The 1,115-nt window shown below is 64.7% G+C and carries 1 protein-coding gene; it reads right to left on the bottom strand.

Translation table 11 applies throughout. From position 1 onward, the window contains the following. On the bottom strand, nt 1–997 hold a 997-nt coding region (locus tag AAHS21_RS31955), incomplete at its 3' end, for an IS481 family transposase (RefSeq protein ID WP_342931261.1). Between the last annotated feature and the right edge of the window lie 118 nt (nt 998–1,115).

Below are 1,115 nucleotides of genomic sequence, written 5' to 3'. Positions count from 1 at the left end.
TGTAGGAGGACAGCACGTTGGTGACGCCGGTGGTGAGTCGTGATGCTGGTGGTTGGCCGTCGGCGGCAGAGTGTGGTCGATGGTAGTTGAAGTGGATGTTCCAGACCTTGAGTGCTTCGGCGCGCTGGGCTTCTGAGGTCCAGGTGCGGGCGTAGAGGAATTCCTCAGCCAGGATGCGGTGATATCTCTCCACCTTGCCGTTGTGACGCGGGGTGTAGGGCGTGATGCGCTGGTGGCGTGCGCCATGCAGGACGCGAGCGAAGTCCTTGGCGCGGTAGCAAGAGCCGTTATCGGTGACGATCCGTTGGATGCGGTCAATCCCGTGCGCAGCGAACCAGACCCGGGCCCGGTGCATGAACCCGATTGCCGTGATGGCCTTTTCATCGGTGAGTGCTTCGGTGTAAGTCAACCGGGAGTAGCCATCCACGGCGGAATGCAGATACACATAACCGGCTCGCTTGCCTGCTGCGGTGGCCACCGCCACGGCTTTGGCCTGGGCGCTGCCCTTGCCGTGCACCCGCCACCCACCGCCGTCGGGGATGCGGCCGACCTTCTTGACGTCGACGTGCACCATGTGTCCGGGGTGGCGGGCGGTGATGGGTTGCGGTACCCGGTTCAGATCCCCGCCGGGATCGAGGAACCTGCGCCGATGCAAACCCAGCGCAACCAACTGCCGGCTCACGGTGCGCCGGCTGATCACGATGCCGCCCGCGTTCAGTTCGAAGGCGATCCGCGCCGCAGACCACTTGCGGCTCCGGCGCATCGCCTCGATCACCCTGATGACCTCGGCCGGGGTCGCCGTGGGCTGGCGCGCCGGAGCCGATGAGCGGTCGTATAGGCCCAACTCGCCGAACTGCCGGAACCGATTGACCCACTTGGAAGCACACGCCCGTGAGATCCCCATCTCGGCAGCCACATGGGCAATGGGACGGTTGGCGCAGCGCGCAACCAGACGACGACGGCCTTCAACAGACAGCGGGGCATTACCGTGAGTCATGGACGGGTTCCTTCAGGCTCAGGACGAGGGGTTTGGCGATTTCTCATCCTGCCGCCGAAGGACCCGTCCTCCTCACATCCCGACCATGTCGGCGTCTACAACGTCATGACCCGCAACA

Origin of the sequence: Mycobacterium sp. 050272, assembly GCF_039023525.1 — a bacterium.
Classification (GTDB): domain Bacteria; phylum Actinomycetota; class Actinomycetes; order Mycobacteriales; family Mycobacteriaceae; genus Mycobacterium.
The sequence above is the reverse complement of the archived record's forward strand: the minus strand, read 5'-3'. Positions and strand labels throughout refer to the sequence as shown.